The organism is Bacteroidota bacterium (assembly GCA_016720935.1).
Lineage (GTDB): Bacteria > Bacteroidota > Bacteroidia > AKYH767-A > 2013-40CM-41-45 > JADKJP01.
The window spans coordinates 1007099-1022690 of record JADKJP010000006.1; the positions used below are offsets into that span (position 1 = coordinate 1007099).

Annotated in this window: 12 protein-coding genes, 3 tRNA genes and 1 pseudogene; 1 reads left to right on the forward strand and 15 read right to left on the reverse strand. The window is 41.1% G+C overall.

Features of this window, described 5'->3' with window-relative positions; all coding sequences use genetic code 11:
- Nucleotides 1-25: 25 nt before the first annotated feature.
- The 10 genes from IPP86_12320 to IPP86_12365 form a co-directional block, all read right to left on the reverse strand.
- Nucleotides 26-808, reverse strand: a complete 783-nt coding sequence (locus IPP86_12320; GenBank protein ID MBL0139295.1) for a tetratricopeptide repeat protein — start codon at nucleotides 806-808, stop codon at nucleotides 26-28.
- Entirely contained in the window at nucleotides 809-2734 is a 1926-nt protein-coding gene (locus tag IPP86_12325) for a protein BatD (protein ID MBL0139296.1), read from the reverse strand.
- A complete protein-coding gene (locus IPP86_12330) occupies nucleotides 2727-3272 on the reverse strand; it encodes a GNAT family N-acetyltransferase (GenBank protein ID MBL0139297.1) in 546 nt (181 codons plus the stop codon). The genes IPP86_12325 and IPP86_12330 overlap by 8 nt, the downstream gene beginning before the upstream one ends.
- Before the next feature lie 42 nt (nucleotides 3273-3314).
- Complete coding sequence (locus IPP86_12335) at nucleotides 3315-3998, reverse strand: tetratricopeptide repeat protein (GenBank protein ID MBL0139298.1); 684 nt, start codon at nucleotides 3996-3998, stop codon at nucleotides 3315-3317.
- A 68-nt stretch (nucleotides 3999-4066) separates the two neighbouring features.
- A complete protein-coding gene (locus IPP86_12340; GenBank protein ID MBL0139299.1) occupies nucleotides 4067-5134 on the reverse strand; it encodes a VWA domain-containing protein in 1068 nt (355 codons plus the stop codon).
- Nucleotide 5135: 1 nt separating this feature from the next.
- On the reverse strand, nucleotides 5136-6119 hold the full coding sequence (locus tag IPP86_12345; GenBank protein MBL0139300.1) for a VWA domain-containing protein: 984 nt from the start codon (nucleotides 6117-6119) through the stop codon (nucleotides 5136-5138).
- Nucleotides 6120-6127: 8 nt separating this feature from the next.
- Nucleotides 6128-7162, reverse strand: coding sequence for a hypothetical protein (locus IPP86_12350; GenBank protein ID MBL0139301.1), 1035 nt, complete (start codon nucleotides 7160-7162; stop codon nucleotides 6128-6130).
- A 49-nt stretch (nucleotides 7163-7211) separates the two neighbouring features.
- Complete coding sequence (locus IPP86_12355) at nucleotides 7212-8084, reverse strand: DUF58 domain-containing protein (protein ID MBL0139302.1); 873 nt, start codon at nucleotides 8082-8084, stop codon at nucleotides 7212-7214.
- Between the two features lie 46 nt (nucleotides 8085-8130).
- Entirely contained in the window at nucleotides 8131-9120 is a 990-nt protein-coding gene (locus IPP86_12360; GenBank protein ID MBL0139303.1) for a MoxR family ATPase, read from the reverse strand.
- A 300-nt stretch (nucleotides 9121-9420) separates the two neighbouring features.
- Nucleotides 9421-11313 carry a hypothetical protein gene (locus tag IPP86_12365; GenBank protein MBL0139304.1) on the reverse strand — a complete coding sequence of 631 codons (1893 nt, stop codon included), beginning with the start codon at nucleotides 11311-11313 and terminating at the stop codon, nucleotides 9421-9423.
- 92 nt (nucleotides 11314-11405) lie between these two features.
- On the opposite strand from IPP86_12365, the gene IPP86_12370 reads away from it, so the two are divergent.
- A complete protein-coding gene (locus IPP86_12370) occupies nucleotides 11406-11939 on the forward strand; it encodes a hypothetical protein (GenBank protein ID MBL0139305.1) in 534 nt (177 codons plus the stop codon).
- Nucleotides 11940-11996: 57 nt separating this feature from the next.
- Here the strand turns inward: IPP86_12370 and IPP86_12375 are convergent.
- The 5 genes and pseudogenes from IPP86_12375 to IPP86_12395 form a co-directional block, all read right to left on the reverse strand.
- Nucleotides 11997-12425, reverse strand: a pseudogene (locus tag IPP86_12375) (hypothetical protein).
- Between the two features lie 673 nt (nucleotides 12426-13098).
- A tRNA-Arg gene (locus tag IPP86_12380) sits at nucleotides 13099-13172 on the reverse strand.
- Nucleotides 13173-13251: 79 nt separating this feature from the next.
- A tRNA-Pro gene (locus tag IPP86_12385) sits at nucleotides 13252-13325 on the reverse strand.
- Nucleotides 13326-13486: 161 nt separating this feature from the next.
- A tRNA-Ser gene (locus tag IPP86_12390) sits at nucleotides 13487-13576 on the reverse strand.
- A 173-nt stretch (nucleotides 13577-13749) separates the two neighbouring features.
- The gene (locus IPP86_12395; protein ID MBL0139306.1) at nucleotides 13750-15414 is read right to left on the reverse strand and encodes a M23 family metallopeptidase; all 1665 of its coding nucleotides are present in this window, start codon (nucleotides 15412-15414) and stop codon (nucleotides 13750-13752) included.
- Between the last annotated feature and the right edge of the window lie 178 nt (nucleotides 15415-15592).

Here is a 15592-nt window from a genome sequence, read left to right on the forward strand (position 1 = left end):
ATTCCCAAAGGAATCCAATCAGTCCTTATATAATTTCTAATTGGGATTTTGCAATCCAGCCAACACTTCCATTCGCGGTTCGGATCTTTTGCCAGCCATTCATGGTTTCAAATACATCGACTTTTGCTCCTTCGTGCAAAATGAAAAGATCACTGCCTTTTTCATCCGGAGAACTCTTGATGTATGCTGAACTGGCCATGACTACTCCCTGTAAATCGAGATTATTCACCGCATGACTTTCACGCGCGATCAGGAAGGTGCCGCCGGCAAGAAAGAGAAAACCAAAAATCAGAATGAAGGATATTTTTTTGAGCATTACAGTTCTTGCAAAGATGTACAACATCGAAGATAGGAATGCCAGCCAGAGCAGGATTAAAAAAATTCCGGACCAGCTGTCAGCAGAAATCCATGTTGCTAATCCAAGCAGCCAACGTTTGTAAAAGATCTGAGGAAGGGGATCAATTTTGTCAACGACTCGCAGGGCAGCAATAGAAAGATTCACACGAATATCTTCGTCATCCGGACTCAGTTTTTTTGCCCTCTCGTAAAACAAGATAGCTTTTGCCAGACTATCACTTTTGAAATAGGCATTCCCAAGATTGAAATACAATTCAGTGGAAATATTTCCTGAGCGGACAAGTTCACCGTACAAATTGATCGCGGAAGTATAATCGCTTTTTTGATATGCAATATTTCCCTGGTGATAAACGTCCAATTCTTTACCAGCCGAAAAAGCAGGCGATACGATTGCCGTGATCCCGACCAGAAGGAAGAAAATGAAAAGTTTAGTTGAAATGCGCTTTTCCATTTAACTACGTATGGCTTGTTCTAATTTAGAAATCACTTCAATTCCTTTTTGGTAGATCACTTCATTGCTGTCACCGGTACTTCCCGCGAAACGTGCGAATTCACAACTGTCTATCGTTTCACTAAACTGACGGATCAGTTCAGGCTGAACATCGCGTGCAGCGAGAGCTTCGGATGCAGATTCTCTGGATAATCCCGAAACAGGAATTTGTAATTTATCACTCACAAAACCCCAGAGTGCCTTGAACATTTCGTCCAGGAATTTTTCTTTCTCGTTTGTTGCCAATAATTTCTTTGCCTGGCTCAGGCGTTTCAGAGCCACTCTGTTTGCACGCTGACTCTTGAGCAATGACTGATTGCTTTGCATCGCAAGATTTCTTCTTCTAACGAGTAACACCAATGCAAACAGAACAAACGGAGTTGATGCAAACGCATAGAAAACCGGCGAACCAAAGAGGGGAGTGGTACTTTGAATAAAGGCAGGATCATTGGTTTTGATAAAACGGATATCTTTTCCAAGAATCTGAAGATCCGATTTACTCACACCTGTCACTACACTACTACTAACACTTTCATCTCCTTTACCAACCTTGAGAATTAGTTCAGGTTTGGAGACTTCCTGGTATTGTTTCTTTTCAAGATCGAAAAATGAAAATGCAGGTATCGGAATTTTAAATTCGCCCGGATTTCTCGGGATAATCAGGTATTCGTAAGTCTTGCTTCCTGAAACACCGGCAGTAGTAGCAGTGATATTGGATGATTCTTTTGGATCATAGGATTCAAAATCCGGTGGGAAATCAATTTTTGGTGATTCCAATAATTTGATATTTCCCTTTCCACTGATTTTAATTTTTAAGGTGACAGGTTCGTGAGCTTTTGTTTCACTTTTATCCAGGCTCACTTCGTAATTCAGTTTACCTACAGCACCGTTAAAGGACGTCGGAGCATTGGCTGGTAGGTCTTTTACATTAATACGGATCGGATCGCTTTTTATCTGAACCTTCACATCCTGAAGATTGTTGTTAAAGAAGGGATTGTTGAAAAAAGGATCGCTGAAAAACTGATCGAATGGATCATTACTATGCGATTGACGTTTTACCTGAACGCGCGCAATGACTTCTCCTTCCATAGGATCCAGTTGAAGATTTCCGGAACGCTGAGGAAAAACAACGAGCTTTTTTACATCCGCGACTTTGTACGCGACTCCGTCAACATTTTCAGAGTGAAATTCCAGTTGCTGTGGCAATGCAATCTCCTGATTCCAGAATCCGCTCATCGCGGGGATTTTGTCGATGTTATAAGAAACCAGATTTACTTTGGTGTACAACTTATAGGTAACAACAATACCCTCACCGATATAGGGATTGGATTTATCCACGGTCGCTTTGAGAAACACATTTTTTCCACCGCTCATGGTACCATCAGAGCCTCCGCCTTGTTTGCCCTGGGCATTTCCACCTGAATTTTGTCCGGATCCTTTGGCGACGGTAATTGTTAGAGTATTGCTCAGCATTTTGTTATTATTTGCTGTAATCTCCGCGCTTCCGATTTTAAATGTTCCTTCTTTTATAGCCTGAAGAACATAAGTAATGGAAATTGTTTGTGAGAAACTACCATTGACAATTTGAACCTGAGAGGATTGGCTTGGTCCCGCCAGAACATTAAAGTCAGAGAATGAGGGAGCACGAAAATTACTTCCATTTCCGCTCAATGTAAATGTGATCTGGATCTGGTCGCCAACGTTCACAGTGTTGGACGAAACAGTTGCAGAAAATTTCTCTGCTTCCGCATTCACTTTTACGCTAACTAAAAGGAGAAAAAAGGAGAAAATCCAACCGATCCGAAATGCATCGGAAGTCAGCCGGAGATGCTGATTTCTGGCGGTTTGTTTTAAACTTAAAATCGTACTCATCACAATTTTATTCATTCTTTCCGGAAAACGATTTTCTTATTTCTTTCCATTCGGGTCCTGTGAGGACATACTGCTCACAAATGTACCCATGTTCTTCGAATTCTTTCTCAAATTTCATCCCGAGTTTTTTCAGAATGTGTGTGGATTTTACGTTGTCCCGGATTGCCCTTCCAACAATCCTTTTCAGGCCAAGACTCAAAAAACCATAATCCAGGATTGCAATGGAAGATTCAGTTGCATATCCTTTTCCCCAATATTTTTTTTTCAAACGGTATCCGATGTCAATTTCATTAATTTCCTCCAGAAATTTTAATCCGCACCAGCCAATATACTCTCCGGTTGAACTTTCAATCATGGTCATTCTGCCGACTTTGTATTTTTCATATTGATCATAAGAATGTATAAAATCCAGAACCTCTTGTAAATCCCGATAGCCTTTATTTCCGGTATACCTGACAACATCCGGATCTTCGTTGAGTTCAAACATAGATCTGGCATCTTTTTCAGTGATCTGACGAAGTAACAAGCGTTTTGTTTGAATGGGTTGGATCATAATCTGTAAGTTCAGATGATGTTTCGCAGATCATAATAGTGATTACCACTCCTTTTCAATACTAACTTTGACGGGTTGTTTTTTAGTTAGTTTTTTCTGAGTGTTTTTTTCGTCATTATTTAAAGCCTGCAAAATTTTCTCTGCATCTTCTTTTGAGATCTCCTTTTTCTTTTGCGCCTGGTTTTGCTCTTTCTTATTCATTTCCTGCTGCTGATCATCCTTCTTTTGATCCTGCTGGTCTTTTTTCTGATCCTGCTGGTCCTTTTTGTCTTTGTTTTGCTGATCCTTGTTTTGTTGATCTTTGTTCTGTTGTTGTTGTTGCTGCTGTTGTTGCAATCGGGCTTGCGCATAGGCGAGATTGTAACGTGTGTCGTTGTCTTTTGGATTTAATTTCAATGAGTTTTTATATGCTTTAATACTCTCCTCGTATTTCTGATCCTTGAGCAGTGAATTTCCCATATTGTGGTACAACATCGCCTTCTGATCCTCATTCAGCGATTTATCTCCTGCAATTGTTTCAAATTGTTTTTCCGCGTCTTCAAATTTGCCTTGTTTGTAAAGAGAATTACCAAGATTGTAATTTCCCGGAATGGATTTATTATTTGCGCCAAGTGACTTTTTATATGCTGATTCAGCCTCAGCGAATTTTTTCTCCTTGTATAATTGATTTCCGTCACGAATCAATTTTCTTTCAGATTGACCGGAAGTATACATGGACAGAAACATCAATAGAATGAATAATCCACCTTTGACAAGTGAATGACCTTCTGAACCAGAAATGAATTTGAGTTTTTTCATATCCCTTTTTTCAGATTTTCTTTTTTTTTCTTTTCCTCACCAAAAAGATTGAGGCGCTGGATCCATCGGCTTTTGACTGAACTCACCAGGATTTCCAGCAAGAAGAAGAGAATTCCCGCTCCCAGGAAGTATTGAAAACGATCTTCATAATCAGTAAATTGTTTTGTTCCAAAAGATTTCTTTTCCATTTTCCCAACCTGGCTCATGATCGTTTCCAATCCGTCATTTCCATTGGTCGCTCTCACATAACTTCCTTTTCCTTCGGATGCTATCTTTTCGAGCGTAATTTCATCCAATTTGGTCAAAACTGTATTGCCGTCATGATCTTTGAAGAAATCGACCTGGACTCCGTTGTTGTAAACCGGAATTGGCGCGCCATCGGGTGAACCGAAACCGATTGTATGGATAGTAATTCCTTCTTCAGCCGCTTTTTTAGCGGCGGCTTCCGGATCATCTTCATGATTTTCTCCGTCAGTAATAATGATCAGGGCTTTGTGCTTTTTATCATCACCGACAAAAGATTGTTGAGCAAGTTCAATGGCAGATCCAATGGATGTTCCCTGGGTTGGGATCATGTCGGTTTCAATTGTATTCAGGAATAATTTGGCAGCGGCGAAATCCGTTGTAATCGGCAATTGGACATAGGCCCTGCCTGCAAATACAATCAAACCAATGCGGTCATTTTCCAGTTTATCAATCAACCGACTGATGGCTTGTTTTGCTCTTTCGAGACGATTTGGTTTGATGTCTTCCGCACGCATACTGTTAGAGACATCCAGTGCAATGATGATGTCGACACCTTCTCGTTTTACTTCTTCCAGCCTTGTACCCATTTGTGGATTCGCCCAGGCAACGATCAGCATGGCAAGACCCATGAGGAAGAGTATGAGTTTTACCAGTGGTTTTGCTTTGGAGGTATTGCCACTCAATTCATTTACTAAAGCCTGTTCGCCGAATTTTCTGAAAGCACGTCGTTTCCAGGCTGCCATCCATAGAAAGAGTAGCAGGATCAAAGGAAGGATGACCAGCGCGTACAGATATTCAGGGTGTCCAAAACGAATCATATCAGGGTAGTGATCTCAGAATTGTGAAACGAAGCAATGCATCCAGACCAAGAAGTAACAATGCAAAGAAGGCAAGCGGGTAAAATTCTTCCGATTTATGACGAAATTCCAGAACATCAATCTTTGATTTTTCGAGCTTGTCAATGTCTGTATAAATTTCATTCAACTGTTTAGTGTTCGTTGCCCGGAAATATTTTCCTCCGGTTTCAGCCGCAATTTGTTTCAGTACTGGTTCGTCAATTTTCACTTCCATATTGGTGTATTGAATTCCAAATGGTCCGGGCAATGGATACCTTGCAAAACCTTGTGTTCCTACGCCGATAGTATAAACTCGTATTCCAAATGTCTTGGCGATTTCACCAGCGGTTACAGGAGCAATTGCACCAATATTGTTCACACCATCCGTAAGCAAAATGATCACTTTGCTTTTTGCTTTGCTGCTCCGGATACGGTTCACTGCTGTGGCCAGTCCTTCGCCAATCGCTGTTCCATCCGCAAGCATACCGGATTGAATTCCTGAAAATAAATTTTTGAGAACGGAATGATCAGTAGTCAATGGACACTGGGTAAAACTTTCTCCACCGAAAACAACGAGTCCGATCCGGTCATTGGGTCTTGAATCGATAAAATCCTGTGCGACCTTCTTTGCGGCTTCTATACGGTTGGGGCGAAGATCTTCAGCAAGCATACTTGTAGAGATATCCAAAGCCATCATGATGTCAATTCCATCGGAGGTAATGTTCTGTCCGCTGGAACTGGATTGTGGACGAGCCAATGCGACTATCATAGCGGCAATCGCCAGCATCCTGAGTACAAAAGGAGCGAAACGAATTCGTTGACGCAAACTGGGTCTGTATCCTTTCAGGCCTTCGAAAGAAGAAAATTTTAGCTGCGCGGATTTTTTTTGATTGTAATAGATAAAAACACCGATCATCAGAGGTATGATCAGCAGGAGCCAGAAAAATTCCGGTTGAGCAAATTTGATATTACTCATCATGATTTCACCTCCTGTTCAGTAAAATCTTTTGCTTCCACGGGCTTGGTCAACAGCACGAATTGAACTGCATCCGTCATGGATTGCTCATTTTCATGACCTACCGGGATAACTTTCGCGAATTTGACCATATCCGCAAGCTGCAGGATCATCAGTAATTTCTGTTTTGCTTCCGCATGCAACATGTTACCACGGAATCTTGACATGATTTCATCAGTTGTCAATTCCATTGCGTTAATACCAAACTGACCTTCAATGTAAACCCGGAGGATGTCAGAAATCTCGCTGTGATATTGTTTGTAGTTCCCTTGCTGCCACAATTTTTCCTCAGCAGTTTTTTTCAAGGCTTCCAGTGCAAGTGTATGAGGAGGAATTGCAGGCGTGAATATTTTTGGTTCGGGTTTCGGAATATTTTTTCTTCTTCGAATTTCACGATAAATCAGGAAAGCCAGAACGATGAGTATTAATCCTGCAACCACATACACCAGGATCTCTTTCCAGGAAATGGGTACATCCATCGTTGCCTTGATGTCTTTGATTTCCCTGGTAGTGTCAACAGGAATAGTACGAACAGAAATTAATAAAGCCTCAGTGGAAAGAGTATCTGCCGGTTTATCGTCATTCAGTAAAAGAAAATGAAAAGGCTCCACAACATAAAAACCGGAATCAAAGGCGGTCACATTTGCTGTTTGAGTATAAATGATTTCTTTTCCATCTTCCGATTTTGTCGTGTCAATGGAAGATCGTTTTACAAATTCAAGTCCGCGCAGCGTATCCGGTATTACCGGGAAATTCAATTTCACACCGGGAGGAGCGGATGCTGTGAGGCTGAGTTTTATTTGTTCACCAATCCGGATTTGAGTAGTATCAATCTTGGCAAGTACATGAACATTTTCCGGTGCGATGGCTCCTGAAGCAGGTGGGATCAGGAAAAGAACAATAAATACCATAGTCACAGCGTAAACAGCGATGCGATTCACCGGTTTATTTGTGAAGGAAGGGAAGTGTGAATGATATTTAGTTTTTATAATCATACGAAGGCGAACCATTTGAATAAAGAAGCAATGGATCTTCGGTATTTTTTTATTTTTTTCCTCTTTTCTTAAATAATTTCATCAGGGGTTGAACATAGGATTCATCAGTTCTGATTTTCGCTGAGTCAACTCCGCTGCGGGCGAAGCATTCGGCGAGATCCCGTTCTCTTTTTTCCCACATTCGTTTGTATCCGATCCGGAATTCGGTGCTACTGGTATCTACAGTCATTCTTCTTCCGGTTTCCGCATCCAACAGATTCACCATACCAACATCAGGCATTTCTTTTTCCCTCTCATCATAGATGCGAAGAGCCACAACATCGTGTTTCTTGTTGGAAAGTTTCAACGCATCTTCAAAGGATTGGTCAATGAAATCTGAAATGACAAAACAAATGCTGCGTTTCTTGATTACATTAGTAAGATATCTCAATCCTTCCGAGATATTTGTTTTGGAATTTTTTGGATGAAACTCAATCAACTCCCGGATGATACGTAATATGTGTGTTTTTCCTTTTTTGGGCGGGATAAATTTTTCAATGGTGTCACTAAAAAAGATGATCCCGATTTTATCGTTGTTTTGAATCGCGGAGAAGGAGAGTACCGCGCACAATTCCGTTACCAGATCTTTTTTGAACTGATGTTTTGTTCCAAATTCTCCGGAACCACTCACGTCTACCAGCAACATGACGGTGAGTTCCCTTTCTTCTTCGAATATTTTCACATAAGGATGACCAAAACGCGCCGTAACGTTCCAGTCAATGGCTCGAATATCATCGCCCGGATTGTATTCACGCACTTCGCTAAAGGCCATTCCTCGCCCTTTGAACGCGCTGTGGTATTCACCGGAAAAAATATGCGATGAAAGCCCCCGGGTCTTGATTTCGATCTTACGTACTTTTTGAAGCAGCTCGTTTGTTTCCATAATGTAAATCCTGATGAAAAAAAATAAATCAGAAAAAGGATAACGATTAAGGTACTTCTACTACGTTCAGAATTTCATTAATGATTTGCTCAGCGCTTACATTCTCGGCTTCGGCTTCGTAAGTAAGACCGATACGGTGACGCATCACATCATGACAAACAGCGCGGACATCTTCCGGAATTACATAGCCGCGGCGTTTGATGAAAGCATAGGCTTTTGAAGCGAGGGCCAGGTTGATACTGGCACGCGGAGAACCACCATAACTGATCAGCTGTTGAAGTTTTCCGAGGTTATAGTCTTTTGGATTTCTTGAAGCGAAGACGATATCTACAATGTATTTTTCGATCTTCTCATCCATATATACATCGCGTACCATTTGACGTGCCTGTAAAATGGATTCAGGGCGAATGATAGCACTTGTTGCAGGGAATGAATTTCCAATATTCTGACGGATGATTAGTTTCTCGTCTTCCTTGGTAGGATATCCGATGACAATCTTCAGCATGAAACGATCTACTTGCGCTTCCGGAAGAGGGTAAGTTCCTTCCTGTTCTATAGGGTTCTGTGTTGCAAGTACCAAAAATGGTTCATCCAGTTTGAAAGTAGTATCTCCGATAGTCACCTGGCGTTCCTGCATGGCTTCGAGCAATGCACTCTGAACTTTCGCGGGAGCCCGGTTGATCTCATCGGCAAGGATGAAGTTCGCGAAGATTGGACCTTTTCTGACAGTGAAGGATTCCTGTTTCTGATTATAAATCATTGTACCGATTAAATCGGCAGGCAAAAGATCAGGAGTGAACTGAATCCTGCTGAACTTAGCCTGAATGGCCTGCGCCAAAGATTTGATGGCAAGTGTTTTTGCCAGTCCGGGAACACCTTCAAGTAAAACATGGCCATTGGCCAGAAGTCCGATCAGCAATCGCTCGGTCATGTATTTCTGACCAACAATCACTTTTCCTAATTCCATCAGCAGCAAGTCTACGAATGCTGATTCACGTTGAATTCGTTCGTTGATTTCTTTAATGTCCATATTCATTTTAACATTTTGTCATACACTCAAACGACAGCCGGGGAGCCTCAAAAAGCCTCCTAACCGGAGTGTATTAAACAGGTGATTTATAATAATCAGGAAGCCATTTTCAAAAGTTTCAGCTTCAATCGGAACGCAATAATATCAAAAAAAGGGTGAAAGCCAGATGAACGATGAGGTTAAAATTTGTTAAGAAATTTGAGTTTTTTGAGGCTTTTTACGCTTTTATCAATAGTTTTTTTAAAGTCCTTTTGAACACTTGTAAGGTAAAAAAATGTTTTAATTTAAAACGAAATAGTGCCTGAATTATTGGATAGCAGGATTTTCTGAAGCAGCAACTCCTGAACCTGCTGACAACAATTTCAATGTATTGAGCAATATTCCCGGACGCTCCGCGAAGAGTGCAAGATTTCCAAAACGTTTGTGTACAACAACTCTTCTTAAACTGCAGAAAAGAAAAACACAAGGCTGATCGTCGTAGATTTCTTTTTGTAATTGCTGAATCATTTTGATTCTTTTATCCGGATCAAGTTCTGTTTTGATTGAATCGATCAGGGCATCAGAATTTGCCGTACCGAATCCTGTATAATTAGATCCGTGATTTAGCCAGGAGGATGTGTGCCAGATTTGCGTATAATCTTCCGGGAGTGAGGTTGCTCCCCAGCTGCCTAACATCATATCGTAATCGTGGGCTCTTGCACGTTCATTGAACAACTTGAGATCCACAGCAGTTGCCTGAACCTGAATTCCGGCTTTACCCAATTCCTGAGAAACGAGTGTTGCCATGTCTTTCCAGTCTGACGTTGTATTCAGATACATCAGATCAACAGAAAAATTTACTTTTTTTCCATTCTGGGTTTTATCAAGAATGCCATCTTTATCCGAATCACTCCATCCGGCTTCTGAAAGTAATTTTTTGCCTGATTCAGGATCGTACGGTAAGGGTTGCAGTGTTGAGTTAAACTCCTTTTTCAGAGGAGAAACATTTGTGACCATCCGTTTACAATCGGAAGCATAATCTTTGTACACGAGTTTGATCAACGACTCCACAGGCGTCATCAATGCAAGTGCTCTGCGTGTTTTCGGGTCACCAAAAATATCTTCTCTGTTCGCCGACCTCGCCTTTTGATTAAATCCGATGTATGTATAATTGTAAGTAAGGGTCAGTGCGTAATTGTAATTCTTCCGAAAATTTTCATCACTCTGCAAGGCGAGGAGAGAAGTGGTTGAGAAATTAGTTGAAGCGTCGAAGGTCTGGGATTTGAATTCAAGCTGTGTTGAATTTTCGTCTTTATTTAGTTTGTAAATAATTTTTTCCGGACCTGCAGAGCAGAAATATTCTTTCTGTCCTTCACCCCAAAATTTTGCTTTCTTCACCAGCGTAATGGATTGACCCGGTTCCCAGCTTTGCACTTTGTAAGGCCCTAGTCCGTTCATGAATTGAGGGTCTCTTCCGTATTTATCATTGTTGAATTCTTCCGCCCATTTTACAAGATCAGGATGCTGATCAGCATGAAAGGAAGTATCATCCAGTTGTTCGAATGAATAATGAGAAAGAATATTTTCCGGATCAAGAAAAGCGCGTTGCAAAATGGAGAAACTGGTGAGAAACGGAATGTTCTGAATCGATTTTCCTTTCATCAGCAGGACAAAACGATGTTGATCATCATTGTCAATTTGAATTGACTTGATATTTTGCCAGTATAATTTTGTGGCCGGGTTATTGGTAAGCATGCAGCGCGATGCCTTTGCTGTGAATTCAATGTCATCGGTCGATAGAGAGTCTCCATTGTCCCAAATCACTCCATCACGAAGTGTATAAGTGTAACTAAGTCCATCCGCGCTCACTTCAGGAAGAGATTTGATCAGGCAGGGGATGAGCGACTGATTTTCAAAATCCACACGGATCAGGGGTTCTTGTGTATAATAGAGTATTTCCGCTCTCGGCAGAGAGTTCCCGTTGGTGGGATGAAGATTGTCAGGTTCGCTCGTGGTATGAAAAACCAGGGTATTTTCCTTTGACCAGGATGGGTCAAAATTCTTTGCATCGTCGATGCGGATAACGGGACTAAGGTTGGCGGAAAATGAGCCATCCGTTTTCCCTTTATCTTTGCAGGAAAGTATTGCAAGGCAGAAGCTGATTGTGAACAGGAACTTTGGATTCATCCGGTTATGAAATAAGAGAATGGTAAAGTTCATGTATTCTTTTGTAATTTACAATACAGTGAATTGCATCCCAAAACCGGTTAGACACGGTCAAAATATATTTTAGTAGTCAACGTTTATTCAATATGCGCTATTCAAAAGGAGTTCTAATTGTGTTTTTATTTTTACTGCAGTCTGCGCAGATTATATCAGCACAGACCATCCCATCTTTCAATGGTGCGACAGCGGAAAATAAAAATGTGAACATTCCCTCGGAGCTGATGGGGAAATATACGGTCTTGTGTTTTGCAGCTTCCGGGAAGTCCCAGGCTGACCTTGAAACATGGCTTGAACCGATTTACAATCACTACATCGCGAAGACCGGCATCATGGATGCGGCATATGATGTCAACATTTATTTTATTCCTGTTTTCAAAGGAGCCAATGCCGCGATGAAATCAAGTTTGAAACAAAAATTCAGAGAGAACGCCCAACAGGATCTGTGGCCTCATATATTATTTTGCGAAAATGATTTGTCTGATGTTGTAAAGCAGCTGGGGATGAGCAATGATCGGGTTCCCTACTTTTTTGTTCTTGACAAATCAGGGTCAATAGTATACCGAACTTCAGGAGCTTATACTGAAGAGAAGTTCGATGCTATGGATGAAAAGATTGAATAACCGGTAATTACTCCGGACAGAGTAATTACCGGTATGGATTTTACTTTGTAAAAAGATGCGGGTGATAAAGATCCCGTTTCCATCATCTTTTCCGGCATCAGATTCTACACCGCTGGTTACATAAGCAACCTTCCAGCCATTTTTTACCATTTCATTGATTTTCGCACCGATGATCGCGTCGTTGGAAGCGATATTACCGAAATTAATTCCGACGAGAGAATAGAAATTAAGTAGTTTGGTTTCTTTTAAATTGTCTCCCGCGCCTTTCAGATCTCCACGATCTACTTTATCCGCTTTGCTTTTATTGCCATCCCTTTCGGTGGTAATGGCATCAATATTCACGTTCCCCTGATTTTCAATAATTCGTGACCGACCGGCACCACCCGGAACGATGGATTCAACGATAGTGATAATTTTAAATTCCTGTGCTATGGATGAGAATCCTGACAGACAAGCGATAGTAATAAGGAGGAAATACTTTTTCATGGTTTTATATTTTTTGCAAAAGTAGTTTTTCATCTGTAAACATGGTTTGCGATAACTTTGTTTAACAATTGCATTTTTATCAATGTAACCAAGTTCCAAATTCGAGGTTCGAAGTTCAATGTGTTGACATTGGGAGATTTTTGCCGGATACAAAGTATTCCATCACTTGAAATGAAAATGGTGAGGAATGAGCTGTAGTTGAGACTCCAGAAAAATGGTAGCCAAGGTTGATCTTGACATCCCGGACTAAGCACTAATTTATGTGAAGAGTGAATAGTTGAAGTTATAAGTCAAAAATCAAAAGTCAAAAGAAGCAACTCGCAATCTTGACATCGTATACTAACCACTGTGTGAGAAGTAAATGGAGAAGAGTAGAAGGTAGAAGTCAAAAAACAAAAATTTAAAGTCAAAAGTCAAAAATCAAAAGTCAAAAGAAGCAATTCGCAATCTTGACATCGCATACTAACCACTAAGCACTAAAAACTAACCACTTAAAAAAAGGTGTGATCCCGACGAGGATCGAACTCATAACCTTCCCGGTTAAAAAACCGGGATGCTCTATAAAGTGAAATTGAGTAATGAAAGGTGAATAGAAAAAAAAGGCAGCCAGTGTCAATCTTGACATTCCGTCCTAACCACTAAGCACTAAAAACTAACCACTTAAAAAAAGGTGTGATCCCGACGAGGATCGAACTCATAACCTACTGCTTAGAAGGCAGTTGCTCTATCCAATTGAGCTACGGGACCGGTACTATGCTAAAAAGTGAAGAACGTATAGTGAGAATTTCACTATTCACCCTTCACTCTTTATGTTTTACTCATTTCGTCGGGGTGGCAGGATTCGAACCTACGACCTCATGGTCCCAAACCATGCGCGATACCGGGCTACGCTACACCCCGAAATTTTAGTTTTTGGTTATTAGTTCTTAGTTAATGGTTTTTTGATGTTGTTTTTCAAAATGCTGATAACACCAAATTAATAACTGAATAACCTAATAACTTATTTTGCAAGAACGACAATCTACAATCTAAATTCTTCAATCCACAATCTCAAGGCCTGGTGGCGGTGAGGGTGGGATTCGAACCCACGGTACGGTTTCCCGTACGACAGTTTAGCAAACTGTTCCTTTCGGCCTCTCAGGCACCTCACCTGTTGGCAGGGCGGCAAAGATAGAAAGATGCTTTTTTCCTGCAAAAAATAATGCTGTTTTCGCAGAATATTATTTTATTGCCTGAAATGGAGCTCATTGAGTGCAAAAAAAGGTGCTTTAGAACCAGAATTTGTACTCCCAGGTGGTAATATTACCACAATTATCCGTCACAATTATGCGTGCGGTGTGCTCTTTGTTGGTTTCGATCGCGGATAAATCAGCTTGCAAGAGATGGTTTTTAGAATTGTATTCATACAAAACCACTTGCCATCTAAAGTTCCGTCATAAGATTTTATCCCTGACAAGTCATCAGCAACCTTTACCTGAATCACAGCACCCCGACTTGAATTCAAATCAGCCGGGACATATTCTTTCACAAGAACCGGAGGTGTAGTATCCTGAACGATCGCGAACTCACCAAAGTTTCTTGTTTTTCCTGTCAGGAACGATCCGTTCCATAAACTTGGTAGGGCGGAATATGTACCATCATTCAATATGCTCACGATGATAGTTTTGCCTTTCAAGCTATCAGAAATGCCGGCGTTGGGTTTGATACCGATGGTGACAGGTACTTGTAAAGCTACATAAGGATCTCCGACAGTGTATACCTGGGAAAGATAATTGTTGCTCTTTCTTTGGGAGTCGGAAAAATAAAAATCATCGTAAACAGCTCCTGATGGAATGACGACATCCAGATCATTTTTATGTATTGCAATTCCTTTTGCATTGGTCACCAGGATACCTCCGGGAGTCCTTGGTTGATAGGGTCTGTCAAACATGGAAGAGTAGGAGATCACCTGAAATTCAAGCACCGATGAATTACCACTGAAATCCTTTGCGACAATTTTTATATCATGTGGAGCATCTTCTGTCCAGTTTTGATAACCGATCTGGGTTGAATCACCATAGATATGTAACTGATTTCCCGGCAAGCGGAAACATCTTTCAATCGGAACATTGTCGCGTCTGTAGCTCAGATAGTCAATGTGGGCATTGACATAACGTGTATCGTCAAAACTAAAACGATCCATACGCCACTGGTAAATGAGATTTCCATCAATGTATAGCTCACCTGAGTAGATCCCAAGATTTGCTGAAGAATATTCCTGATGATCCACTGAAGCAAATCCAATACTGACCATTCCAAAAGCCTGTACAAAATCCGGAGTATTGAGAATATTTACTCCATCAACTACCTGAACTTCGAATGTTTCCGCCGTATCCGTTCGGTTAACGATTCCGGCTTCAGGGGTAGGGAAGAAACGTACATATTTAATTTCCGGAGGTGTATTGTCATGAATCGGGATTCCAAACAGAAGCGGGTTAATAGGCTCTTCCGATTCAGCATCGCGGATTTCAAAATGCAAATGCGGACCTTCTGCACTTCCGGTACTGCCTGAGTATGCAATCACTTCACCTTTTTTAACCCGGAAATCTTTCGACTTAGGTTGGATCTCTAATGCGAATTTTTGCTCTTCATATTGTGTTTTCCGAACCAGTTCATTCACTGCTTGCGTGAATTTTTGCAAATGACCATATACAGTTACATATCCATTAGGATGAGTGATGTAGAGCGCTTTCCCAAAGCCGTCAGGAGAGACTTTTATCCTTGAGATATATCCATCGGCCGAGGCCATTACCGGGACTCCTTCCATTTCCTGAGTACCCAGATCCAGACCGGAGTGGAAGTGGTCGGGTCTGATTTCTCCAAAAGTTGCTACCAGAACCAGAGGTGTATCCAGCGGAGAGTTAAAGTAATTCTGTGGGTATTCCTGAGCCTGCAGCTTTCCGCAGAACAACAGAATCCCTAAAAGAAGTGTTATGCTCTTTTTATTCATATCACAAAGAAACGCTTTTTCGCAGAAATCTGCGTTTTTCTTAAATAGTAATTATTATGTTAAATAGAGGTGTCGTGGGACAGGGGACGGGGGACGAAAGGCGGGTGGGAGGCAATTTAGGATTGCTGATTTAGGATTGCTGATTTAGGATTGCTAATTTAGGATTGCTGATTGAAGA